At 73.1% G+C, this 22,501-nt stretch carries 21 protein-coding genes; 4 read left to right on the forward strand and 17 right to left on the reverse strand.

Translation table 11 applies throughout. The features are described 5' to 3' along the window. Positions 1-123: 123 nt before the first annotated feature. From IH45_RS0110065 to IH45_RS0110075, 3 genes are all read left to right on the forward strand, one after another. Entirely contained in the window at positions 124-660 is a 537-nt protein-coding gene (locus tag IH45_RS0110065) for a SixA phosphatase family protein (RefSeq protein WP_030664711.1), read from the forward strand. A gap of 303 nt (positions 661-963) precedes the next feature. Continuing rightward, entirely contained in the window at positions 964-1,977 is a 1,014-nt protein-coding gene (locus tag IH45_RS0110070) for a polyphosphate kinase 2 family protein (protein ID WP_030664714.1), read from the forward strand. Between the two features lie 38 nt (positions 1,978-2,015). After that, positions 2,016-4,736: a cation-translocating P-type ATPase gene (locus IH45_RS0110075; RefSeq protein WP_030664715.1), complete on the forward strand. Its 2,721-nt coding sequence runs from the start codon at positions 2,016-2,018 to the stop codon at positions 4,734-4,736. Between the two features lie 10 nt (positions 4,737-4,746). On the opposite strand, the gene IH45_RS0110080 is transcribed toward IH45_RS0110075, so the two are convergent. Genes IH45_RS0110080 through IH45_RS0110110 form a run of 7 tightly spaced genes read right to left on the reverse strand, consistent with a single transcriptional unit; the run spans position 4,747 to position 12,991 of the window. Continuing rightward, the gene (locus tag IH45_RS0110080; RefSeq protein WP_030664728.1) at positions 4,747-5,244 is read right to left on the reverse strand and encodes a flavodoxin domain-containing protein; all 498 of its coding nucleotides are present in this window, start codon (positions 5,242-5,244) and stop codon (positions 4,747-4,749) included. Between the two features lie 42 nt (positions 5,245-5,286). Next, the gene (locus IH45_RS0110085; protein ID WP_030664731.1) at positions 5,287-6,015 is read right to left on the reverse strand and encodes a CBS domain-containing protein; all 729 of its coding nucleotides are present in this window, start codon (positions 6,013-6,015) and stop codon (positions 5,287-5,289) included. A 52-nt stretch (positions 6,016-6,067) separates the two neighbouring features. Beyond that, entirely contained in the window at positions 6,068-6,961 is an 894-nt protein-coding gene (locus IH45_RS0110090; protein WP_030664734.1) for a universal stress protein, read from the reverse strand. A gap of 24 nt (positions 6,962-6,985) precedes the next feature. Then, positions 6,986-9,679: a bifunctional acetate--CoA ligase family protein/GNAT family N-acetyltransferase gene (locus tag IH45_RS0110095; protein WP_030664737.1), complete on the reverse strand. Its 2,694-nt coding sequence runs from the start codon at positions 9,677-9,679 to the stop codon at positions 6,986-6,988. Beyond that, positions 9,676-10,116 (reverse strand): HypC/HybG/HupF family hydrogenase formation chaperone, encoded by a 441-nt coding sequence (locus tag IH45_RS1000000149795; protein WP_234440492.1) that lies wholly within the window; start codon positions 10,114-10,116, stop codon positions 9,676-9,678. The genes IH45_RS0110095 and IH45_RS1000000149795 overlap by 4 nt, the downstream gene beginning before the upstream one ends. Positions 10,117-10,121: 5 nt before the next feature. Beyond that, a complete protein-coding gene (gene hypF, locus IH45_RS0110105; protein WP_030664743.1) occupies positions 10,122-12,443 on the reverse strand; it encodes a carbamoyltransferase HypF in 2,322 nt (773 codons plus the stop codon). 5 nt (positions 12,444-12,448) lie between these two features. Beyond that, the gene (locus tag IH45_RS0110110) at positions 12,449-12,991 is read right to left on the reverse strand and encodes a hydrogenase maturation protease (RefSeq protein ID WP_030664746.1); all 543 of its coding nucleotides are present in this window, start codon (positions 12,989-12,991) and stop codon (positions 12,449-12,451) included. A 207-nt stretch (positions 12,992-13,198) separates the two neighbouring features. Between IH45_RS0110110 and IH45_RS0110115 the strand changes: the two genes are divergently transcribed. After that, entirely contained in the window at positions 13,199-14,065 is an 867-nt protein-coding gene (locus IH45_RS0110115) for a universal stress protein (RefSeq protein ID WP_107058604.1), read from the forward strand. A gap of 64 nt (positions 14,066-14,129) precedes the next feature. Here IH45_RS0110115 and IH45_RS0110120 read toward each other — a convergent pair whose 3' ends face one another. From IH45_RS0110120 to IH45_RS0110165, 10 genes are all read right to left on the reverse strand, one after another. Beyond that, positions 14,130-14,546 carry a cupin domain-containing protein gene (locus IH45_RS0110120; RefSeq protein ID WP_050514698.1) on the reverse strand — a complete coding sequence of 139 codons (417 nt, stop codon included), beginning with the start codon at positions 14,544-14,546 and terminating at the stop codon, positions 14,130-14,132. A gap of 212 nt (positions 14,547-14,758) precedes the next feature. After that, positions 14,759-15,469 (reverse strand): response regulator, encoded by a 711-nt coding sequence (locus tag IH45_RS0110125; RefSeq protein WP_030664755.1) that lies wholly within the window; start codon positions 15,467-15,469, stop codon positions 14,759-14,761. 98 nt (positions 15,470-15,567) lie between these two features. Beyond that, positions 15,568-16,143: a flavodoxin domain-containing protein gene (locus tag IH45_RS0110130; RefSeq protein ID WP_063762965.1), complete on the reverse strand. Its 576-nt coding sequence runs from the start codon at positions 16,141-16,143 to the stop codon at positions 15,568-15,570. Between the two features lie 21 nt (positions 16,144-16,164). Continuing rightward, positions 16,165-17,196 carry a hydrogenase expression/formation protein HypE gene (gene hypE, locus IH45_RS0110135; protein ID WP_030664761.1) on the reverse strand — a complete coding sequence of 344 codons (1,032 nt, stop codon included), beginning with the start codon at positions 17,194-17,196 and terminating at the stop codon, positions 16,165-16,167. Further along, complete coding sequence (gene hypD, locus IH45_RS0110140) at positions 17,193-18,302, reverse strand: hydrogenase formation protein HypD (RefSeq protein ID WP_030664763.1); 1,110 nt, start codon at positions 18,300-18,302, stop codon at positions 17,193-17,195. Before hypD ends, hypE begins: the two co-directional genes overlap by 4 nt. Continuing rightward, positions 18,302-19,000 (reverse strand): CBS domain-containing protein, encoded by a 699-nt coding sequence (locus IH45_RS0110145; RefSeq protein ID WP_050514699.1) that lies wholly within the window; start codon positions 18,998-19,000, stop codon positions 18,302-18,304. Before IH45_RS0110145 ends, hypD begins: the two co-directional genes overlap by 1 nt. Continuing rightward, positions 18,991-20,391, reverse strand: coding sequence for a Ni/Fe hydrogenase subunit alpha (locus tag IH45_RS0110150; RefSeq protein ID WP_030664769.1), 1,401 nt, complete (start codon positions 20,389-20,391; stop codon positions 18,991-18,993). The genes IH45_RS0110145 and IH45_RS0110150 overlap by 10 nt, the downstream gene beginning before the upstream one ends. Then, positions 20,388-21,212: an NADH-quinone oxidoreductase subunit B family protein gene (locus tag IH45_RS0110155; protein ID WP_030664772.1), complete on the reverse strand. Its 825-nt coding sequence runs from the start codon at positions 21,210-21,212 to the stop codon at positions 20,388-20,390. Before IH45_RS0110155 ends, IH45_RS0110150 begins: the two co-directional genes overlap by 4 nt. A gap of 1 nt (position 21,213) precedes the next feature. Then, positions 21,214-22,047, reverse strand: coding sequence for an FAD/NAD(P)-binding protein (locus tag IH45_RS0110160; protein WP_030664775.1), 834 nt, complete (start codon positions 22,045-22,047; stop codon positions 21,214-21,216). Then, positions 22,044-22,493, reverse strand: a complete 450-nt coding sequence (locus IH45_RS0110165; protein ID WP_030664778.1) for a cyclic nucleotide-binding domain-containing protein — start codon at positions 22,491-22,493, stop codon at positions 22,044-22,046. Before IH45_RS0110165 ends, IH45_RS0110160 begins: the two co-directional genes overlap by 4 nt. Positions 22,494-22,501: the final 8 nt, after the last annotated feature.

The following is a 22,501-nucleotide window of genomic DNA, read 5'->3' on the forward strand; positions in this document are numbered from 1 at the left end:
TGTGTGCTTCACCTGCAGTGCTCGAACACCCCTGGTGGCCGCGGCCCGCGCCTTCGCGCACCGGCCCGACGCCGGGGCGCATCCCGGCAGGCCTACGGCACTTTCGACGTGAGGTGTCCCGGTGTGACCATCTCGCCTCTGCGGCGCTTGCTGTTGTTGCGGCATGCCAAAGCGGACCGCCCCCCGGGGACGGCGGACCACGAGCGGCCGCTGTCCGAGCGTGGCCGCCGGGACGCGCGGGCCGCCGGGCAGCTGCTGGCGAAGGAGGACTGGCTGCCCGACCTGGTGCTGTGCTCCACGGCCCTCCGTACGAGGGAGACCTGGGACCTGGCCGCCGCGGAACTGGCGGGACTGCCTCCGGTGCGCTTCGAGCCGCGGCTGTACCACCCGCCCGTGCCGCAGCTCCTGGCCGTCGTGCGCGAAGTGCCCCCGCACGTCTCGACGTTGCTGGTGGTCGGCCACAATCCGAGCCTGCGGGACGCGGTCCTGGTGGCGGCCGGTGACGGGGTCGGCCGGCGGATCCGACAGGTCGAGGAGAAGTTTCCGACCGCCGCGATCGCCCTGCTGGCCTGGCGCGGAACGTGGGAAGGGCTCGGCCCCCGTACGGCGCTCCTGACGGGGCTGGCCGTTGCCCGGGGAGCCCGGCGGGACCGACCGTAGCGGCGTCGCCGTCCGCCGGCGAGGAGGGCCGGACGGTGTTCCTCAAGCGGATGGTCCGCCGTACGCTCGTCCTACAGTTGTCGCCCCGGACCTCGGCGGCTCGTGTCACTGATGGACGTGTGACCCGGGAACGGGCAGCGGGTGATGCGGCGTGCACCAGCGGGGTCTGCCGTCGGTGAGGTTCGTACGCGTCGGGCACGGGCGCGGCGGAACAGCCGCGGAACCGCGCGGCGGCACCGATGTCGCGGCAGGCCGGACAACTGGTGCTCGCGGGCCCGCGCACACCGAAAGGGCCGACCGCGGATGACCGACACGACAGCGGAACGTATCGAGGCGTTCATCGAACAGCTGCGGGTTCCTCCCGGGACGGAGGTGGACCTGGAGAAGGACTTCGATCCCGGATTCCGGGCGGGCATCGCGAAGAAGACGAACGGGATCGAGCTGTTGAGCGTGGGGATCGAGCTGCTGGCCGAGTACCAGCGGCGGCTGGCCGCCGAGCAGACCCGGGGCGTACTGGTGTGTCTGCAGGCGCTGGACGCCGGCGGCAAGGACGGGACGATCCGCCATGTGATGAGCGGGATGAGCCCGCAGGGCGTACGGGTGGCGAACTTCAAGGTGCCCTCCACCGAGGAGCTCGACCACGACTACCTGTGGCGCTACGCGCGTCAGCTGCCCCGGCGCGGCGAGATCGCCATCTTCAACCGGTCGCACTACGAGGAGGTTCTGGTGGTGCGGGTGCACCCGGAGAATCTCGGCCGGCAGAGGCTGCCCGGGGCGAAGCGGGACGGCGATGTGTGGGCGCGCCGCTACCGGGAGATCAACGCCTGGGAGCGGTACCTCGCCGAGAACGGTTTCCGGGTCGTCAAACTGATGCTGAACCTGTCGAAGGAGGAGCAGCGGGTCCGGTTCCTCAAGCGGATCGACGTGCCGGAGCGCAACTGGAAGTTCTCGGCGGCCGATGTGCGCGAACGCGCGCACTGGGACGCCTACCAGCGGGCCTTCTCCCAGATGCTCTCCGCCACCAGTACCCCGTGGGCTCCTTGGTACGTCGTGCCCGCGGACCGCAAGTGGCTGGCGCGGCTCTGCGCGGCCGCCGTGCTCGCGCACACGCTGATCGACATCGGCCCGCAGTACCCGCGGACGAGTAAAGCGGACCGCCAGGAGCTCGCCAAGGCCAAGAAGGACCTGGAGAAGGAAGCGCCCGAGGGCGCCCCGGCGGATCCGTACGAGGCGTCGGCCGCCGGCAAGAACCGCGAGCGACGCGGGAAGGCCAGCAGGAAGGCGAGCGGGAAGGACGGGCGGAAGAGGCAGGGGTAGGGCGCAGCCCGGGGACGACCGGAGCGGAGGCAGTCACGATGGCCGTGGAGACAGGTGCCCGGAACCAGCGAGCAGCCGAGCCCGAGCGGTGGTACGCGCGGTCACCGGAGGAGGTCGCGGCGGCCTTCGGGGTCGATCCGGCTGTCGGGCTGCCCGCGGCGCGCGCCGCCGAACTGCTGGGCCGCAACGGCCCGAACGCGTTGCCGGCGGAGGAGGCCGAGCCGGGCTGGCACCGGTTCCTGGCCCAGTACCGCAGCTACATGCAGATCATCCTGGTCGTCGCCGCGGTGGTGTCCCTGCTGATCAAAGAGTGGGGGACCGCCGGGATACTGCTGGCCCTGACGGTGCTGAACGCGGTGATCGGCATGCGGCAGGCCGGCAAGGCCGAGAGCGCCATGAACGCCCTCAAGTCGATGATGAAAGCGTCCGCCCGGGTGCGCCGGGACGGGCGGGAGGCCGAGATCCCGGCCGAGCAGGTGGTGGCCGGCGACATCGTGCTCCTCTCGGCCGGAAGCGAGGTGCCGGCGGACGGCCGCATCATCGCGGCCGGCGCTCTGCAGATCGACGAGGCGGCGCTGACGGGTGAGAGCGCGCCCGTGGCCAAGGAGGCGCGGACGCTGTCCGGCGAACGGACGGGGCCGGCGGATCAGTCGAACATGGCGTTCATGAACACGCCCGTCACGCACGGCAGCGGAACCGTCGTCATCACGGCCACCGGGGCCGGCACGGAACTCGGGGCGATTTCCGGCATGCTCTCCGCCACTCCCAGGGAGGCCTCGCCGCTGACCAGGGAGCTGGACCGGCTCACCCTGTGGATCGCGGCGGCAGCCGGCCTGACGATGATCGCGATGTTCGCCCTGGGGCGCAGCCGCGGCGAAGCCTGGGACGTGCTCTTCGTGAGCGCCGTGGCCCTGGCCATCGCGGCCATCCCGGAGGCACTGCCCACGGTGGCGCAGACCATCCTCTCGATCGGGGCCGTCAACCTCGCCAAGGGGCACGCGATCGTGAAGGACCTGCCGTCGGTGGAGACCCTGGGATTCACCTCGGCCCTCAACTCCGACAAGACCGGCACCCTGACGATGAACCAGGTGACGGTGGTGGAGGTGGTGACGCCGACGGACCGCTACACCGTCTCCGGCAGCGGTTACGGGCTGGAAGGCAAGGTGCACCACGCCGCGGGCAGTTCGACCACCATCGAGCAGGCGGTGCTGCCGTACCTGGTGGCCTCCGACGCCACACTCGTCGACGGCAAAGTGATCGGGGACCCCACAGAGGGCGCGCTGGTCGTCCTCTGCCACAAGGCCGGCCTGGACATCGACAGCACCCGGGAGCGCCTGCCCCGGCTGGCCACTCTGCCGTTCGATCCGACCTACAAGCTGATGGCCACGTTCAACTCGGCGAGCGACGCCGCCGGGCGGCCGGTCGTACGGTGCTTCGTCAAGGGCGCGGCGACGGCGGTGACGGCGCGCGCGGCGACGGCGCTCTCCGACGGCATGACCTTCCCGTGGGACGCCGACGTGCGCGAGCGGGCACAGGCGCACGAGGACCGCATGGCACGGCAGGGCAAGCGGGTGATGGCCGCCGCGGTCCGCGACCTGGACCCGGCGCGGTTCGACCCGGCCGGCGACCTCCTCGGGTACGTCACCGAGCTGCAGATGACGAGCCTGGTGGGGATGGCCGATCCGCCGCGTGCCGAGTCCCGGGCCGCGGTCGCCGCCGCGCAGGCGGCCCGGATCCGCGTCCGGATGGTCACCGGGGACGAGGTCACCACCGGCGCCGCCATCGCCGAACAGCTCGGCATCCACGGCGACGCCGTCCTCGGCGCCGACTTCGCCGCCCTGACCGAGCCCGAACGGCTGGCCGCCATCGAGCACATCGGGGTGCTCGGCCGGGTCGCCCCCGAACACAAGGTGCTGCTCGCGGACACCTTGAAGAAGAAGGGCGATGTGGTGGCCATGACGGGGGACGGCGTCAACGACGCCCCGGCGATCAAAGCGGCCGACGTCGGCATCGCCATGGGCTCCGGTACGGAAGTGGCCAAGAACGCCGGCCAGATGATCCTCTCCGACGACAACTTCGCCAGCATCGTCTCCGCGGTCGAGCAGGGCCGGAAGATCTACGACAACCTCACCAAGTACATCCGCTTCGTCCTGGTGCTGCTGGTGGTCTTCGTCCTGACGTTCCTCGGCGCCGCGCTGTTCGACATCGCCGCCGGTGAACCCTTCACCGCCGCGCAGGTGCTGTGGATCCACTTCTTCGTCAACGCCGCTTTCGGCTTCGCCCTCGGCTTCGACCGGGAGAGCCCGGACCTCATGGCCCGCCGGCCGCGGCCCCGCGGCGAGCCGGTACTTACCCCCGGGGTGATGGTCACGGTCGGTGCGGCGGGACTGGCCATCAGCATCGGCCTGCTCTGCATGATCCAGCTCGGCCGGTCGCTCTACGACAGCCTTCCCATCGGCAACTCCATCGCGTTCACCTCCTTCGCCCTGTGCCTGATCGTGGCCGCACTCGAATGCCGCAGCGAGACCGGCACCGCGCTGACGACCGCGAGCTTCGACAGCAAGCAGATGAACCGGGCGATGCTCATCGAGGTCGTCCTCGCCGTCGCGGTCACCCAGATGGACCTCTTCCACCACCTGCTGGGCACCACCGAACTCGGCCTGCGGCACTTCGCGTGGGCTCTCGTACCCGCCGTCGCACTGCTGGCGCTGTGGGAACTCGGCAAGCTCGTGGCCCGCGGGCGCGGACATGTCCGGTGACGGCCCGCGGCTACCTGCGCAGTTCGGCCGCGATCGTGTGGGCCCAGGCGTGGACCTGGTCGAAGTCGCGCCAGTCGTGGGCCATGCCCCGCTTGGCCATGGAGCGGGCGAGCCAGCCCTGGGGGCTGGGGTCGAGGCGGCCGCCGAACGTGATGTGGCCGCGTACTTCGAAGCGGGATGTGTCGCGCTGCACCGCCCGGGTGGGCGGGATGTCCTTCTCGGTGGCGGTGGCGTCGAGCGGGCCGCTGCTGAAGCACCACACCGGGCGCTGCCGCAGCGGGGTCCTGAGCCTGCGGGCGAAGCGCCGGGCGTCGCGGTGCCAGCGGCCGGCGTACAGGCCACCGCCGAGTACGACCGCGTCGTAGGCGGACAGATCGGCGACGTCCGCTGCCGGACGGGCCTCGGCGGACAGGCCGTCCTTCCCCAGTGTCGCCGCGATCTCCTCGGCGATGCCCGCCGTGCCTCCGTTGCGGGATCCGTAGGCGACGAGGACGCGCTGTTCGGTCATGGCTGTTCAGCTCCTTCCGGAAAGCCGGGATCGTGAGAGGGGTCAGATCTTTCGCAGCCATTCCTCGGTGATGCCGTGCAGGGCCTGTTCGGTGGGGCGCAGATGGGAGTCGTCCTCCTGGTAGCCGAGGCGGTCGGTGACGCTGACGACGCCGTCGACGCGGCCGGCCAGCCGTACGGCGATGGGGACCTCGCTGCGCCGCTGGAGCTTGCCGGTGAGGGTCACGGTGCCGTCGTGGACGGTCACCTCGACGGTGTGCGGGGCGAGCCACAGGGTGCGCACGAGGACATCGTCGATGATCTCGTCGCGGATCTCCTCGTCGGGGCGGCGGAAGACGGAGAGCAGATCGCTGCGGGTGACGATGCCCATGAGCCGTCCCTCGTCGTCGATGACCGGAAGGCGTTCGACGCGGTGGGCGGCCATGGCGCGGGCGGCCTCGGCGACGGTCCGGCGGGGTCCGGTGGTGACGGCGGGGGAGGACATCAGGTCGCCGGCCGTCCGGCCTCCCGTCTTCCTCCGCGCCGCGCGGGCGCTGCCCGGGCGGCGGCGCAGCGAGTACCACGGGCGCGGCGCCTGGTCGTCCTGTGCGGCCTGGTGGTACATCAGGTCGGTCTCGGAGACGACGCCCAGCACCTTGTCGTCCCGGTCCACGACGGGCACCCCGCTGATGGCATGCCGTGCCAGCAGGTCGGCGACCTCCTTGAACGGCGTGTCGGGAGACGTCTTGAGGACGTCCCGGTTCATGACCTGGTCGATCAGCCGGTGCTTCATCTCCGGTCTTCCTTCCGGCTTCGTGGTTTCTCTCCGGCGGTGGCCCCGCCGGTCAGTCGACGGGTACGAGGACGACCGGGCAGTGCGCGTGGTGCAGCATCGCGTGGGTGACCGGGCCCAGTTGCAGGCCTACGTGACGGGTGCTGCGGTGGGCGGCGAGTACGGCCACGTCGGCGTTCCGGCTCGCTTCCACGAGGGCCTTGCCCGCGCTTTGGCAGACCGTGTCCGCGTGCACCTCGATGTCCGGGTAGGTCTCGCGCAGCGGCGCGGCGGCGTACTGGGAAACCGTTTCGGCTCCCTTGCGCAGCTGCTCCAGCTCGTCCCAGGAGAGGTGGTACGACGTGGCGCGCGAGCCACGAGGGGCTGCCGGGTACTGCCAGGCGTGCAGCACCCGCAGAGCGTCCCCGCGCCGTCGGGCTTCCTGGAAGGCGAAGTGGAGGGCGTCGGTGTCCGCCTCCGATTCGACGCCGGCGAGGACCCGGTGGTGCTCGTCCCCGCCTTCGCCCCGTACCACCATCAGCGGCGTGGTGCAGTGGGCGGCCACGCGCAGGCTCACCGAGCCAAGCAGCAGCCCGGTGAAGCCGCCGTGGCCACGGGTGCCGACCACAGTGAGCGCGGCGTCGCGTCCGCAGCGCAGCAGGGCGCGCGCCGCCGACTCCGTGGTCAGCGACTCGCTGACGGCCACCCGCCCGGCACGGGCCCGGACGCGTTCGGTGGCGGCGTCCATCAGACGGCGTGCGCTGCTGTAGAGGAGCCTGCCGGTCTCGTCGGTGACGCCGAAGTCGGGCAGCGGGTGCTTGCCCCAGGGCCAGCCGCAGACGATCTCCAGCGAGGTCCCGCGGCGGGCGGCCTCGTCGGCGGCCCGGTCGAGGGCCCGTACCGCGTGGTCGGAGCCGTCGAATCCGACGACCACACGGCCGGAGAAGGGGGTCGGTGCTCGGGTCATCACAGCCTCCTGGGACGGAGCCGGTCAGCGGGCGCGCAGCCGGCGCAGGTACGGGTTCCGCGCGGTGTGCGGGAGCAGGCGGATGCGGACGTCCAGGGGCAGGACGGCGTCCGGACGGGCGAGTACGGGATTCAGGTCGGCCTCGGCCAGCTGAGGGAGGTCGCACGCCATACGGGACAGGCGCAGCAGCAGCTGTTCGAGCCCTTCGAGGTCCACCGCCCGGCCGGTGCGGTGGCCGAACAGCAGGGGCGCGCACCGCGGGGCGGTGATCAGCGCGTGCGCGTCCAGGTCGGTGAGCGGTGCGAGGCGGGCGGCGTGGTCGGCCAGGACCTCGGTGGCGGTGCCGCCGAGTCCGAAGAGCACCAGCGGGCCGAACACCTGGTCCTGGACGACGCCCGCGACCAGTTCGATGCCGCGCGCGGCCATCGGCTGGATGACCGCTCCGGTCATCACACCGGCGAAACCCCGGGCCAGTTCCGTGTACGCGTCGTGGATGTGCTGTGGCCCTTCGAGATCCAGGCGCAGCGCTCCGACGTCGGTCTTGTGCAGCAGTCCGGGCCAGTACGCCTTGAGCGCCATCCGGCCGCCGCCGAGCCGTTCGGCGGCGGCCACCGCCGCGTCGGCGTCGGTGACCCACTCCCACGGCGACTGGGCGATGCCGTACGCGTCCAGCAGCGCCGCGCACAGCCGGGGTCCGGCCCAGCCGCCGTCGGGGTTGCGGGCCAGGAAGTCGGCCACGAGCGCGGCGGCCGTTTCACTGTCGATGCGTTCCAGCGCCGGTACGGTCCCCAGGGGCTCGGCGCGCCAGTGGGCGTAGGAGACGGCGTGGGCCAGTGCGCGCGCGGCGGACGACGGCTCGGCGTACGCCGGGACGGTGGCGGCGCCTCCGTGCAGCAGCCGTACGGGCACGTCCTGGTCGAGCAGGACCGCGGCGACCGGCCGGGCCCTCGTCCCGGACGGCGGGACGAGGGCCCGGGCCGGGTCGTCCCCGGTCGCGGCGGACAGAGCGATGGGGACCAGCGCCACGAGGACGGCGTCCACGGCGCCGTGCCGGGTCAACAACTCCAGGCAGGCCGCCAGTTGCTTGCCGGACACGGCGGCCGTGGTGTCCACCGGGTTGACGGCACGGGCTGTGGACGGGAGGACGGCGAGCAGGTCGGTGATGAGCGGCCCCGGCAGCTCCGGGACCGTCAGGCCGGCTTCGGCGCAGGCGTCGGCGGCCAGGACGGCCGCGCCGCCCGCGTTGCTGACCACGGCGACCCGCGCACCGGCCGGCAGCGGCTGGGACCGCAGCAGCGCGGCGGTGGCCATGAGGTCGCTGACGCTGTCGGTGGCGATGATCCCGGCCTGCCGGAACAGGGCCCGGCGGGTCACGGTGGGGGTGGCGATCGCGGCGGTGTGCGAGGCGGCGGCGCGGCGCCCGGCCTCGGAACGGCCCGCGTCCACGGTCAGCACGGGCATCGTACGGGCCACCCGGCGCGCGGTGCGGGAGAATCCGCGCGGGTTGCCGAACGACTCCAGGTGCAGCAGCGCCAGGTCGGTGACGCCGTCGCTCTCCCACCACTGCAACAGGTCGTTTCCGCTCACGTCGTACTTGTCGCCGAGCGAGACGAAGGAGGACACCCCGATGCCGAGCCGGGACAGGGCGCCGAGCAGCGCGATGCCCACTCCGCCGGACTGCACGGCGACCCCGGCGGTGCCCGGCAGGGGCGGCTGTGCGGCGAACGTCGCGTCCAGCCGTACGGCCTGTTCGGTGTTGGCCAGGCCCAGGCAGTTGGGGCCCACCAGCCGCATCCCGTGGCGCCGGCAGGCGGCCAGCAGCCCTGCGGCCTGGCCGTCGTCGAGCCCGGAGGCGACGGTGACCAGGGCCCGCACGCCGTGTTTGCCGCACTGTTCGGCGGCTTCGGGCACGGAGGCGGCGGGTACCGCCAGGACCGCGAGGTCCGGGACGTAGGGCAGTTCCTCGACGGACGGGAAGCAGGGCGTGCCGTCGATGGTGTCGGCGTGCGGGTTGACGGCGGCGAGCCGGCCGGTGAAGCCGTGGGCGCGGAGGTTGCCGAGGAGCGCGCGGCCAACCGAGGACGGTGACCGGCCGACGCCGATCACGACGGCCGAGGCGGGCCGCAGGAGCGGCTGGAGGCTGGCCACGTCGGCGGTACGCCCACGCTCGTCCACCGCGCTCAAGTACGGTTCGTTCTCGGCCAGTTCGATGGTGCAGTGCACCTCCGGTCCGTCGAAGCGCCGCGCGGTGCGCAGGCCCAGGTCGGAGATCACTTTCAGCATCAGATGGTTCTCGGCCAGGGCGTCGGCGGTGAACCTGTGGATGCCGGCGGCGCGCGCGGCGTGCACCAGATGCTCCAGCAGCAGGGTCCCGATGCCGCGGCCGTGCCAGGCGTCGGCGACCGCGAGCCCGATGTCCGCCGTCTCCCGGACGGCGGGGGAGCGGTGGAACTCCGCCGTACCGGTGACCTCGTCGCCCACCAGCGCGAGCAGAGCGTGCTCGCCCGCGTCCCCGGGCGAGCTGACGCGGTCCGCGGCTGCCTCGGCGGATCCGGACCCCGCGGTGAAGAACCGCAGCCGCAGATTCTCCGGGGACATGCCGGTGAACAGGCGCAGCACCCGTTCCCGGTCCTCCGCGCGGGCGGGCCGTACGCAGACCGTGGTGCCGTCGGACAGCAGCGCGTACACACTGTTTCCGGGCCGCTCGGTGCTCGTCATCGCAGCTCCTCGGACGGAATGGGTTCTGGTTCCAGATTCCGTGGCCCTGGACGGGCTCCCCATGGGCCGTACGGGCCCGGTCCGGGCCGTGCGGCCCCGGCGGCAGGCCGCGTCCAGCCGTGGCCCGCATCCGGAGGGCGGTCTCCCGCGTGTGGTGCGAAAACCTCGGTGGGGTTCCCGGCAGGCAGCGGTTCCCCCAGCTCGCCCGCCACGGCGTCCGACATCGCCCGCAGTACGGCGAGCGTGCGGGCCGCCTCGGTCTCGTCGACGGTGGTGATGGCGAAGCCGACGTGCACGACGACGTAGTCACCGGCGCCGGCCTCCGGTGTGTACTCCAGGCACGCTTCGCGGCGGATCCCGCCGAAGTCCACACGGGCCATACGGAGTCCGGCACTGTCGTACGTATCGAGAACGCGGCCGGGAATGCCCAGGCACATCGGTGTCACCTGCCTTTCATGCGGGCGGCGGCGACCGCTGCCTGGCCGTAGCTGATCCCGCCGTCCCCGACGGGCACGGCACCGCCGACCAGCACCCGCAGCCCCTGGGCGCGCAGCAGGCGGCGCACATCCGTCAGCAGGCGGCGGTTGACGAAGCAGCCGCCCGCCAGGCAGACGGTGCGCGGGGCACCGGCGGCCACGGCCCGCTCGGCCAGCGCGGCCGTGGCCTCGGCGATCGTCGTGTGGAAGGAGGCGGCCAGCAGCGGTACGGGGGTGCCGCCGCCGAGCCGGTCGAGCAGCGCGGTCAGGGTGGGCGCCGGGTCGTAAACCCACAGCCCGTCAGCGCGGATCAGCCGCCAGGGCAGGGCTTCGCCGCGCGCGGTGCCGGCGGCGTACTCCAGGGCCGCGGCGGCCTGCCCCTCGTAGGAGATCTCACCGACGGCGAGTCCGAGCAGGGCGGCAGCGGTGTCGAAGAGCCGGCCGGCGCTGGAGGCGCGGGGGCAGTTGAGGCGGCGTCCGACCATGGTGCGCACCGTCGCGGCCTCGCGCGGGTCCAGCCGGTCGGTGAACTGCCGGGCCAGTTCGGGGGACGGGGGCGGCACACCGAGCGGTTCGAGGCCGTACAGGCAGCCGAGCGCCATCCGCGCCGGGTGCCGGACCGCGGCCTCGCCGCCGGGCAGCGGCGCGGTGGCGAAGCGGCCGACGCGTCGGTAGCCGGTGTAGTCGGCGACCAGGACCTCGCCGCCCCACAGCGTGCCGTCGTCCCCGAAGCCCAGGCCGTCGTAGGCGATGCCCAGGAAAGGCCCGCGCAGCCGGTGCTCGGCGGCGCAGGCAGCGATGTGGGCGTGGTGGTGCTGGACCGGGATGCGCCGCTCGGACGGGAAATGCTCGGCCGCCCACCGGGTGGAGAGGTAGCCGGGGTGCAGGTCGTGTGCCGCGACCCGCGCTGTCACGCCGGTGAGCGCCACGAGATCCGCGTAGCAGCGCTCGAAGGCTTCCATGGTGCGGGCGTCGGACAGGTCCCCGGTGTGCGGTCCCGTCACGGCACGGCCGCCGACGGCCACCGTCACGGTGTGTTTGCTCTGCGCGCCGGCCGCCACGACCGCTGTGCGGGCCGGCACCGGAAGCGGCAGCGGGGCGGGGGCGTACCCGCGGGCCCGCCGGATGGTCAGCACCCGCCCCCGTACGGCCTGCGTCACGGAATCGTCGTAGCGGGCGGCGATCGGGCGGTCGTGGGCCAGGAAGCCGTCGGCGACCCCGGCGAGGTGTTCGCGCGCGTCGGCGTCCGCGGTCGCGATCGGCTCGTCGCAGAGGTTCCCACTGGTGACCACCAGCGGCCGGCCGAGGTCGCGCAGGAGGAGGTGGTGGAGACCGGTCGTGGGCAGGAACAGCCCGATGCGTCCGGTCCCGGGGTGTACGGCCGCGGCGACCGGCCCGCCGGACGGGCCGTCCGCGACCAGCACCACGGGCCTGGCGGGCGACGCCAGCAGTCGGCGTTCGGCGCGGGTGGGCCGGGAGACCCGGCACGCCGCGGCCAGGTCGGTGACCATCACGGCGAACGGTTTGTGCGGCCGGTGCTTGCGCCGGCGCAGAAGCAGTACGGTCCGCGTCTGCCGGGCGTCACAGACGAGTTGGTAGCCGCCCAGGCCCTTGACGGCGACGATCCCGCCGCCCGCGATCAGCTCCTCGGCGGCCCGGAGGGCGGCCGGACCGGTGGCGCTCCGCCCGTTCGCGAGCCACGACAGCAGGGGCCCGCAGGCGGGGCAGGCCAGCGGCTCGGCGTGGAAGCGCCGGTCGTACGGGTCGCGGTATTCGGCCGCGCACGCCGGGCACAGCGGGAAGGAGCGCATCGTCGTGCGGGGCCGGTCGTAGGGGAGGCCGGTGATCACTGTGGCGCGTGGTCCGCAGTCGGTGCAGTTGATGAACGGGTAGCGGTAGCGGCGGTCGCGCGGGTCGAACAGCTCGGTCAGGCAGGCGTCACAGGTCGCCGTGTCCGGCGGGATCTCGCGCGGCGTCGGCCGCTCGCCGGCGGCGGTACTGGCCCGTACGGTGAACCCGCTGCCCGGCGCGGGAGGTTCAAGGACCTCGGCGGAGCTGCGAATCCGCCGTACGACGGACAGCGGCGGCGCTTGAGCGCGCAGAGCGGCGGCGAACCGGCGCAGCGACTGCGGAGGCCCGGCGGTGTCGATGACGACATGGCCGTCGCTGTTGCGCACCCAGCCGTCCAGGCCCAGCCCGGAGGCGAGGCGCTGGACGAACGGGCGGAAGCCGACGCCCTGCACCGTCCCGAACACCTCGAAGCGCCGTGCCTCCCGACTGCTCCCCACGGCGTTCACCCGCCCGCCGGATGGGGGCCGCCACCGGCCCGGTGGCCCGCGCCGCTGCGCGCCCGTGCGTCCCGGTGCAGGGTGATCTCCGCTTCCACGGTCGCGGCGAGACGGTCGAGGACGCCGGCGACGGCCGGCGACAGCCCGGTGCCCAGGGAACTGTCCGCTCCCTCAACGGCGAAGACGATCAGTCTGCCCGGCAGGCGGCCGAGCGCGTCGGACAGTTCGATGGCCTCTCCCAGGCCCAGACCGTGCGAACTGGTCGCCGCCGGGCGGGCGTAGGGGCCCTCGTGGTCGAAGCGGTGGACGCGGCCCGGGAGGCCGGGGTGGGCATGGGCGGCGTCCACCACGATGGCCAGTTCCGCACCCTCCCACACGGACATCAACCGCCCGCTCTCACCATCACAGTCGACGAGGGCGACCGACGACGGCAGCGGGCGGTCCAGGGCCCGCTCCCGCAGCCGGTGCACGACGGCCGGCCCGATCCCGTCGTCGTGACGGAACGCGTTGCCGACGCCGATCACCGCGATGCGAGGCGCCTGTGACACGGGACTCTCCTGTCCGGAAGGAGGCAGACCGGTGGGGCCGGGTTCCGGCAGCCGCCGGGACCCGGGGCTCCGGGCCCTTCTCCGTCAGAGTGCGGCCTCGCGCCACCCCTGGCTTGGGGCCGAACGGCCCTCGACATACCCCGGCCCACCCCTGCGTGACGCGAGCCCGCGGGCGCACAGTGCGGGCAGCCGATTCGCGGAAAGGCGGTGGCTGAGGTGGAACGGCCTGTTGTGGTGGGCGTGGACGGATCCGACAGCAGCATGCACGCGCTGGACCGGGCGGCCGAAGAGGCCCGGCTCCGCGGCCTGCCGCTGCGCATCGTGTACGCCTCGCTGTGGGAGCGGTACGGGGAAGGGGCCGCCGAGGAGAAGGAGGCGGAGGAGCGGGTGCTGGCCGACGCGGTCGAACGGGCCGCACGGTGGGTGCCCGGTGCGGAGGTGACGGCCCACCCGGCCCCGGAGGATCCCGCGGCGGCATTGACCGCGGAGTCCCACACCGCCGCGCTGCTGGTCGTGGGGCACCGGGGCCGCGGCGAACTGGCTTCGCTGCTGCTGGGGTCGGTGAGCCTGACGGTGGCGGGGCGGGCGCACTGCCCGGTGATCGTCGTACGGGGGAAAGGCCGCCCCGGGCCTCCGCCGGGCCGGGGCGGCCGGATCGTCGTCGGTGTCGGCGAGGACTCCGGCAGCGCGGCCACGGTGGCTTTCGCGTACGAGGAGGCGGTCCTGCGCCGCGCGGAGGTCGAGGCCGTACACGCCTGGCGGTGTGCGAGCAGCGGACTGCCCGAGGAGAGCGGGCCGTACAGCAGGCGGCGTGAGGAACACGTCCGACGCGCCGCGGACACGCTCGAAGCCGCCCTCGCTCCCGCGGCGTGCGAGTACCCCGGGGTGCCGGTGACGCCGCGGCCGGCCGAAGGCAACCCCCGCGACGTCCTCCTCGCCGCTTCGGCCGCCGCGGACCTCCTCGTGATCGGCGCGGAACGCCGTCAGCACACGCTCGGCCTGCAACTGGGCCCGGTCAACCACGCCGTGCTCCACCACGCCAGGTGTCCGGTGGCCGTCGTGCCGCGCGCGTGAACCGGGAGCCGGGGCTGTGCCGGGCGCACCCGGCCGCACCGGCCCGGTCAAGAGCGCGGTACGGTCACGCGCTGTGGGGCTCGGGCCGGGTACGGATCTGCATGCCCGGCCGGCGGCGGTGGACGGTGACGTACGACATGCCGTCCTTGCCCGCGGCCAGGCTCCTGGGAGCGTTGCGGGGAAGCCAGGCGACCCGGCCTTCGGCCAGCGGCTGTGTGCCGTGCGCTGTACCCAGCGTGCCGTGGCCGGCGACAACGAAGATCAGGACGTCCAGGTCCGGCTCGGTGTGAACGGCGATGACTTCTCCGGGCCGGAGATGGATGAGATTGGCGTCGAGCTGACGGCCGGGCTCGGCCAGTCGCCACAGCGCCCCGGCCGACAGGGACTCCTCGGCGACGAGCGTGTTGATGTCGCAGAGCAGTTGCGGGGCGGGAGCGGCGGATTCGGTACGGGCAATATGCGCGTCTTGCGCGTCAACCATCAGTTGTCACCATCGGTACGCAGTGCGGGGGCCGGAACCGTGGCGACTCCACGCGACCCGGGTCACCACAAAATATGAATCTAACATGCGAATTTGTGGCGCCGGCGCCCTGACCACCCGGAAAGGCGCGGAGGTGGCGAACGTTGCGTACCGCCGCTTGACGTAGGCAGCCGGCCGGAGCCCGGCTCACCGGCGGCCGGCCGGACCCCGGCTCACTCCGGTCCGTCGGGTGCCGGGTCGCGGTGCCGGAGCTTCTCGGCCAGGACCGCGGCCTGGATCCGGCGGCCGACGCCGAGCTTCGCGAGGATCGAGGAGATGCGGTTCTTGACGGTCTTCTCCGCCAGGTACAGCCGCCGGGCGATCTGCCCGTTCGTCAGGCCCTCGCCGATCAGTTCCAGGATCTCCCGCTCCCGGGGGGAGAGACGGGCCAGTTCGGGCGGTACGGGATCCTCGTCGCCGCGCACCCGGGCCATGACCCGCGCGGTGGCGCCCGGGTCGAGCAGGGACGCGCCCGCCGCCACCGTCCGTACGGCGTTCACCAGGTCGGAGCCCTTGATCTGCTTGAGGACGTAACCGGCGGCGCCCGCCATGATGGCGTCGAAGAGCGCTTCGTCGTCGTCGAACGAGGTCAGCATCAAACAGGCCAGCTCCGGCATCCGGGCGCGCAGCTCGCGGCACACCTCGATGCCCTCGTGGTCGCCCTCCGGGCTGCCCGGACCGAGCCGTACGTCCAGCAGCGCGACATCCGGGCGCAGGGCGGGCGCCCGGGCCAGCGCCCCGCGCTGATCGGCGGCCTCGCCCACCACCTCGATGTCCGGTTCACCGTCGAGCAGATCGCGCACGCCCCTGCGCACCATCTCGTGATCGTCCAGCAGGAAGACGCGGACCGGGCCCGGCCTTCCCGGCGGCGTGGGTGGGGTCATGGGGCATCGCTCCGTCCGGCCCTCGGCGTGGCGGGCCGCCGTCCGCGCGGCGCCCGGACCGGAGGCGTCGCACGGACGGCCTTCGGCGCGGCCCGGGGTCAGCGGTCCTGGGTCAGCGGTCCTGGGTGGTCCTGGGTGCAGCCGCTTCGATGGTGCTCCTTCGTCGGCGGAACGGGTAGCAGCCGGTGCGCGATGCCCGTGGCCCACGCGTCGATTTCCCGCCAGTCGCGGTGGTCCCCGTAGTGGCCGCCCAGCGCCCGGAAGAACACATGGCCTGCCCAGGTGGTGTGCTCCCGCTCGAAGGCGCCCGCGAACAGGTGGTGATCGGCGGGCGCGAGGAGGTCGCGGACGGAAGGCAGGGGCTCCGGGTTCCGGGACCAGCGTTCGAGGGGGCCGCCGAGGACGCGGGCGAGCCCGACGCTGAAGAGCCACAGGGGCTGGCGGGCGAGTTCGGGAGCGTACCGGCGCAGGTACTCGGCGGCTGCGGGCATCCAGCGGCCGTTGTGGACGGCGCTGCCGAGCACGCAGGCGTCGTGGTCCGGGGCGGCAGTACGCGCGTCGGCCAAATCCGCTACGTCGGCCTGATGGCCCTGTGCCGTGAGCGTGGCCGCGATGCGCTCGGCGATGCCGCGGGTGGAGCCGTGCTCTCCCACGTAACCGATGAACACGCGCATGACTCCTCCTCGGGGGCTTCTTCAGCAGATGCGGGGCAGTTGCTCGCCCAGCGGCATGTCGATGACGCGCCGGGAGCCGACGCGGGTGCGCAGGTCCACGCGTCCGGGATGGGCGGCGGTCGTCCGGCCGATGCGTACCGCCGACGCTCCTTCGGGCACGCCGCGCAGCGCGTCCAGGACGCCGTCCGCCTGTGGCTCCGGTATGTAGGCGACCAGGCAGCCCTCGTTGGCGACGTGCAGGGGATCGAGGCCCAGCAGGTCACAGGCGGCCGCGACGGGACCCGGCACGGGCAGGGCGCTTTCGTCGATGTCGGCTCCGGTGCCGGACGCCTCGGCGATCTCGTTGAGGGTCGCCGCGAGTCCGCCGCGGGTGGGGTCGCGCAGGGTGTGGATGTCGCTGCCGAAGGGGATGAGGGCGTGTACGAGCCGGTGCAGGGGGCGGGAGTCGGAGGCGATGTCGGCCTCGAAGCCCAGGCCCTCCCGGGTGCTGAGCACGGCGGTGCCGTGCAGGCCGATGGGGCCGGAGAGCAGGATCGCGTCGTGCGGCCGGGCGCGTGCCGCCGAGGGGTGCAGCGGGGGAATGCGCCGGCCGATGCCGGTCGTGGTGATGAACAGCCGGTCGGCGGCGCCGCGCCCCACGACTTTGGTGTCCCCGGTGACGACCGGCACCCCGGCCTCGGTGGCGGCTTTGCCCAGCGATTCCAGCACCGAGCGCAGGTCGGCCAGGGGCAGGCCCTCTTCGATGATGAGGGATACGGCGAGGGCGAGCGGTTCGGCGCCGCGCATGGCGAGGTCGTTGACGGTGCCGTGCACGGCGAGGGAGCCGATGTCGCCGCCGGGAAAGAACAGCGGGCTGACGACGAAGCTGTCGGTGCTGATGACCGGCAGGCCCACGGGAGGCAGTGCGGCCGCGTCCTCCAGCGGACCGGGCGGCGGCCCGAGCGCCGGAAGCACAAGGGCGTTGAGGAGCTCGGTGGTGAGCCGCCCGCCCGCGCCGTGGCCGAGCAGGACCCGCTCGTCCTCGTGCAGGGGTGCGGGGCACTGGATCGTCATGGTGGGCTCCCGGTAGGGGCAGGGGTACGTCCGGCCGCGAAGTAGGCGGCGCAGGTGCCCTCGGCGGACACCATGGGGGCGCCGAGAGGGGTGCGTGGGGTGCAGCGGGTGCCGTAGGCGGCGCAGTCGGTCGGTTCCCGGGAGCCGGTGAGGATGGCACCCGCGATGCACTCCGGATGCTCGGCGGAGCGCACGTCTGTCACGCCGAAGCGACGCGCGGCGTCGAAAGCGGCGAATTCCGGAGTGAGTTCGAGGCCGCTGGCGGGGAGCGGTCCGATGCCGCGCCAGGTGCGGTCGGTGATCCGGAAGACCTCGTCCACGACCTGCTGTGCGTGATGGTTCCCGGCGCGCTGGACTGCGCGTGCGTATTGGTTCTCGACCGCGTTGCGGCCTTCTTCGAGCTGTTCGACCGCCATCAGGACGCCTTCGAGGAGATCGAGCGGTTCGAATCCGGTGACGACGATGGGCACGCGCCAGCGGGCGGCGATCGGCTCGTACTGTCTCCAACCCATCACGGCGCACACGTGCCCGGCGGCGAGGAAGGCTTGCACCTCGCAGTCCGGATCGGCCAGCAGCGCGGTCATGGCCGGGGGTACCAGGACGTGGCTGACCAGGACGGAGAAGTTGGCCAGACCCAGCCGGCGGGCGTGCAGGACGGCCATCGCGTTGGCGGGGGCGGTGGTCTCGAACCCGACAGCGAGGAAGACGACCTGACGGCCGGGCTCGGCCTCGGCGATCCGTACGGCGTCCATCGGGGAGTACACGACCCGTACATCGGCGCCCCGGGCCCGCAGCGACAGCAGGTCGGTGCGCGTCCCCGGAACGCGCAGCATGTCCCCGAAGCTGGTGAAGGTCACCTCGGGGCGGGCGGCGATGGCCATGGCCCGGTCCAGGGTCTCCAACGGAGTGACGCAGACCGGGCAGCCGGGGCCGTGGATCATGCGGATGCCGGCGGGCAGCAGCTCGTCGATGCCCTGGCGCACGAGGGTGTGGGTCTGCCCGCCGCAGACCTCCATGATGCGCCAGGGCCGGGTGGCGATACGCCGTAGCCGGTCCAGCAGGCTGCGAGCCAGCTGGGGATCGCGGTATTCGTCGAGGTAACGCATCACGGTTCCGTCGCGCCGGAGGGCGGCCCGCCGGGAGTTGCGCCCTGTTCCCAGACGACATCGACGACGCCTTCGACGGCACGGCACAGCCGGGCCGCGACGGGGACGAACGAACGGTCGTGCACCTGCCCGCTCAGCCGCACCACGCCGTCCCGCACGGTGACGCCCACATGCTGCCCGGGGAAGACCCGGTCGACCACCACCCGGCGCACCTCCCCGGCGATGTCCGCGTCGGAGCGCAGGAACACCTTGAGGAGGTCGCTGCGGCTGATCACGCCTTGCAGCAGTCCCTGGGCGTCGGTGACCGGCAGGCGCTTGACGTGGCGTACGGCCATGATGCGGGCGGCCTGGGGGAGGGCCGCGTCGGCGTGGACGCAGATGGCGGGCGCGGTCATCAGCTCGCCGGCGGTCAGGGCTCCGGCCTTGGCCAGGTCCTCCAGCCGCTGCCGCTGTTCGAACCTGGAGGGGTCGCTGTCGCGGAACTCCTCCTTGGGCAGCAGGTCGGCCTCGGAGACGACCCCGATCACCCGGCCCTCACCCTCCAGCACCGGCAGGGCGCTGACCTTCCACTGCTCCATCGTCTGGACGATCTCCTTGAACGACGCGTCGCGGCCGACGGCCACGACGGTGTGGGTCATCACGTCGCTCACGGTGTGCAGGCCGTGCTCCTGCGGGTTGCCGGGGTCGGTCACGGGCATGGCGGGCTCCTTCGGGCGTGGTCGGCGGCTTCGACGGTGAGGTCCAGGAAGTGGGCGGAGCAGGAGATGCACGGGTCGTGGTTGCGGATGCCGCGCTCGCACAGGGCGGTCAGCTCCGCCTCGGTGTCCCGGACGCCGGAGTCCAGCCGGGCCTGGACGAGGCGGCGCAGGTCGTCCTCGATGGCGCCCTGGTTCTGGGAGGTGGGCGGGACGAGGGCGGCGGCGGTGATCAGGCCGTCGGCGTCGAGCGTGTAGCGGTGGTAGAGCAGACCGCGTGGGGCCTCCGTGGCGCCGTGGCCGGTCCCGGCGCGCGGCGGCACGTCCACGTACGGGCGGGGCGGCGGCTCGTACGCGTCGATGATCCGCAGCGCCTCGTCGATCGCGTACAGCGCTTCGACGGCCCGTACAACGATGCTGCGGAACGGATTGCGGCAGACCTTTCCGGCCGCCGGATCGCCGAGGCCGCCTTCTCGCGCCGCTTCCTGGGCGAGCGGGGACAGCCAGCGCCCGCTGATCGCGTAACGGGCCAGCGATCCGGTCAGATAGCGCTCGCCGTCCAGCGTGGCCTGGAGGGCGGTGGAGTGCGGGACCTGGTGTTCAGTGACCTCGGCCGGGAACGCGTACACGGGAAACTGGCGCAGCGGCAGGGGAGCGGACGCCCCGGAGGGTAGCCCATGGGTGTGCGGGGCGGCCATGACGGTGGGGGTGCCGGAGTCGATGGCGTAGCGGCCGGGTTCGGCGAGTGCTAACAGGGCGTGGTCCAGCCCGGCGTCGGGAAAGTCGAAGCCCGCCACCCAGCACACCGTCTCCCACGCGTCGTCGCGGGCCCGACGCAGCCGCTCGGCCAGCGGCTTCAGCTCTCCGGCGGCCGGTACGCGGTGGAAGCCGCCGAGCCGTACGTTGACGGGGTGGATGGCGCGCCCGCCGAGCTGTTCGAGGATCGCGTTGCCCGCCTGCTTGATGCGCAGCCCGCGCTCCACATGGGCCCGCTGGGTACGGGCGAGCTCCACGGCGCCGTCGAAGCCGAGGAAGTCCGGGGCGTGCAGCAGGTGGATGTGCAGGATCTGGCTCTCGATCCACTCGCCGCAGTACAGCAGCCGCCGCAGCGCCGCCAGTTGACCGCCGACCGTCACCCCGCAGGCGTCCTCGATGGCCCGGCAGGCGCTCATCTGGTACGCGACCGGGCAGATGCCGCACACCCGCGCGGTGATGTCCGGCGGTTCGGTGTACGAACGGCCGCGCAGGAACGCTTCGAAGAAGCGGGGTGGTTCGTAGATGCGCAGTTCGGCGCCGGTGACCGTGTCGCCGTCGACCGTCAGGTGCAGCGCTCCCTCCCCCTCGACCCGGGCGAGGGAGCCGACGTGCAGGACCCGCGAACCCCGGTGCGTCATGACGGTGCTCCCTTCGCCTCGGCTCCCTCGGCCCCGGCTGCCTCCACCGCGGCGAAGGACACGGCGTTGTACGTGCGCAGGGCGCGCCGCACGTCGTCCTCGCTCATGCCGTCCCGCCGCAGCAGCGGGATCAGCGCGGGCAGGTTGACCGAGCCGGACGGCCCGAAACAGCCGTAGCAGCCGCGCCCGTACGCCGGGCAGATCGCGCCGCACCCGGCGTGGGTGACCGGGCCCAGGCAGGGCGTGCCGTGGGCGACGGTCACGCACACCGTGCCGCGCCGCTTGCACTCGAAACAGACGCTGTGGTCGGGCACATCCGGTTTGCGGCCCGCCAGGAACGCCGTGATCACTTCAAGGAGCTGGCCGCGGTCGATGGGGCAGCCGCGCAGTTCGAAGTCGACGGGGACGTGGGCGGAGACGGGGGTTGAGGTGGCGAGGGTGGCGATGTATTCGGGGCGGGCGTAGACGGTGGCGCGGAACTCCTCGACGTCGGCGAAGTTGCGCAGCGCCTGGATGCCGCCCGCCGTGGCGCAGGCGCCGATGGTGACCAGGAATCGCGCGGCGGCCCGGATCTCCCGTACGCGTTCGGCGTCCCGGGGCGTGGTGACGGACCCCTCGACGAGGGCGAGGTCGTACGGACCGGGCCGTACGGCGCTGGACGCCTCCAGGAAGTGGGCGATCTCCACCTGCCCGGCCATGGCGAGGAGTTCGTCCTCGCAGTCGAGCAGGGTCAGCTGACAGCCGTCGCACGAGGCGAGCTTGAAGACGGCGAGCGTCGGGCGGCTGCCGCGGCCGGGAGGGGCGGCCGGTGGGGCGTTCATCTCACAGCTCCTTCACGGCCAGCAGAGGTTCCGCGCGGTCCCAGCCGGCGACCGGCCCGTCCCGGCACAGCAGGAGGGGGCCGAGCTGGCAGTGGCCGCAGTTGCCCGCGCCGCAGCGCATGTTGCGCTCCAGCGACACCTCGATCCGGTGCGGCGGGACGCCCGCCCCCACCAGATCACTCGCGGCGGCGTAGATCATGGGCTCGGGTCCGCAGACGAAGGCGTACGTACGCGTGGGCGTCCATCCCCCGCGGCCCAGCAGCCGGGTGACCACGCCCACGTCCCCGCGCCAGCCCGCCTCCGGCCGGTCCACCGTGACCGCCACGCGTGCGGCGGCGCTCCACGTCCGGGTCTGCAACCGGTACAGTAGATCGCTGGGCGTACGGGCGCCGATCAGGACGCTGAGCCGGCCGTAGCGGCCGGGTTCGGCGAGCACCTCCAGGACCAGAGGCCGCAACGGCGCGAGCCCGATACCGCCCGCGATCACCAGAACGTCGCACCCCAGGGCCCGTTCCAGGCCCCAGCCGATACCGTACGGCCCCCGCACCCCCACGGTGTCGCCCGCCCGCAGCCCGTACAGGGCCCGGGACACCGCGCCGACCGCCCGCACCGTGTGCACCAGCGCCGGTTCGCCGACCGGCAGCCCGGACACCGATACGGGAATCTCGCCCACCCCGAACGCGTACAGCATCGCGAACTGCCCCGGCCGGAAGGGCCGCAGCGCCGGACCGGCCGGGAGCAGCTTGAACGTGGCGGTGTCCGCGGTCTCCGGGCAGCGCCGGACGACACGATAGGGGAGGGGGAGCCCGTCGGGCGGGGCGGTCGCGCCGGTCATCGTGGCAGCCCGCTCCCGTACGGTCCGTACAGGTCCAGCAGCCGGGTACGGGCGCACTCCAGCCGGTGCCCGATGACCTCGGCCACCGCCAGCACCAGCGCGTGCCCCAGCGCCGGGTCCTCCCGGCACAGCCGGCGCACCGCCTCGGCGTCGAACTCCCAGGCCCGTACGGGACTCTGGGCCTCCGCGCCCAGGTGCCAGCTGCGCGGTGGGAACAGCCAGGACCAGCCCACCAGGTCCCCCGGGCCGAGGGTTTCGATCACCGCGGCCCGGCGGCCGGGGACATGGAGGTCCAGGACGACGCTGCCGGTACGGATGATCCAGAACCGGTCGGCGGCGCGGCGCTCCTCGAAGAGCCGCGCGCCTGCCGGGAAGGACACCTCGCGGGCCGGCCCCATCAAGCGGGCACGCTGGTCGTCGGTGAGGGTGTCCAGCCGGCAGATCATGGTCTTCA

It is taken from the genome of Streptomyces rimosus subsp. rimosus, assembly GCF_000720725.1.
In the GTDB taxonomy this organism is placed as follows: Bacteria; Actinomycetota; Actinomycetes; order Streptomycetales; family Streptomycetaceae; genus Streptomyces; species Streptomyces rimosus_A.